Origin of the sequence: Synechococcus sp. H60.3 (assembly GCF_047462295.1) — a bacterium.
Lineage (GTDB): Bacteria > Cyanobacteriota > Cyanobacteriia > Thermostichales > Thermostichaceae > Thermostichus.
In genome coordinates this window covers 5,522-6,717 of sequence record NZ_JANSIY010000098.1, presented here as the reverse complement: position 1 = coordinate 6,717, position 1,196 = coordinate 5,522, and the positions used below count along the sequence as shown (strand labels likewise).

Here is a 1,196-nt window from a genome sequence, read left to right as displayed (position 1 = left end):
TGTTCAATTCCCTGCCGCGCTTCTCGTTTGCGGTAGTCTTGGATCCCCTCACAGAGGCAAAGGGCAGAAACCACCCACTCGCGGGCCAAGAGAAGGGCTTGGGTGGTGAAGCGCTTTTCCACATACCAGCGCAGCAGTTGAAAGTGCTTTTGAACTTGAGCTCGGGGATCCTCCTTCTGGTCTGCCGGCAGCGCCAGTTGGCTGTAGCTATCTTGAATGCTTTGCAGCAGCAGGCCAAAGGGCTCAGCAAATTGGCCCACCTCTTCGGCCAACTCCTGGGTGGAGTGCTTTTGCAACCTGGGCAGGTCATCCTCCAAAAGGCTCACCGGCCTCACCAGCTCCAGGGAACGGGAGATGTCGCGGATGGCTTGTCCAAAGCTCTGCAGCCGGGTGGGCCTGGGATCCCCTTTGCCGGGCTTTTGCTGCCGGTAAAAGTCCCGTTGAACCCTGTCCAAAAGCTGGCCCAGCTCCAGGGCTGAGCCGGTGCTGATGAACTTGTCGGTGGCCGTCAGCCAGTCCAAAAGCCGAAGGGCAGGGGTGAGATCAATGATGGGGGTTTCTGCCTGACCAGGGCGGTAGAGGCCGTAGTAGAGCCCCTGGATCTCGACATTTTTGGCCTTGCGCAAAAGGGCAGCTCCCAAGAGCACCAGCAGGGGGATGGAGCGAAAGGCGTGGGTGATATCAAAAAACAGCCGGGTGTTGGGCTCGATGCTGTCAACCAGCACGTCGAAGATGGCCCAGGTCTCCGCCTCGGTTTTGCCCTCAGGAATGCCTTTGGCCACCTTCTCCACATGGGGAGGTAGATCTTCCTGCAGGCGGCTCCAGTGCTTGGCACGGGCCTCTTCCGTCAGCAGGAGGATAATTCTGTCCATCTCAAAGAGCTGGCAGAGGGCTTTGGCAACGTAGCAGGTTTTCTCTGCCCGCCGCTCCCCAAAACAATACACCGTCTCGGTGTAATCGCCGGTGCCCAGGGTGGTCAAAAGGGTTTTAGCCATGGGGATCCTCGCGGTTGGGTCTGCAAAGCATCAAAGCACAACCGCCTGCAAGCTACCGCGACCTAGAAGCCCCCCCTTCACGAAAACAAGACGCCTTTTCCCAAGCAGTGAAGGTGGAAAGAGGCCAGAGTTAGCCTAGAAAGCAGTTGGCCTCTGGAACGATGGGGATCCTGGCATGCTCTCGATCGAAAAGCTATCGAT

General features: G+C 58.0%; 1 protein-coding gene. It reads right to left on the bottom strand.

Annotated elements, in window-relative coordinates; all coding sequences use genetic code 11:
• A partial coding sequence (gene csx2, locus NW841_RS10100; protein WP_414386249.1) for a TIGR02221 family CRISPR-associated protein occupies positions 1-995 on the bottom strand: 995 nt, incomplete at its 3' end.
• Positions 996-1,196 lie beyond the last annotated feature (201 nt).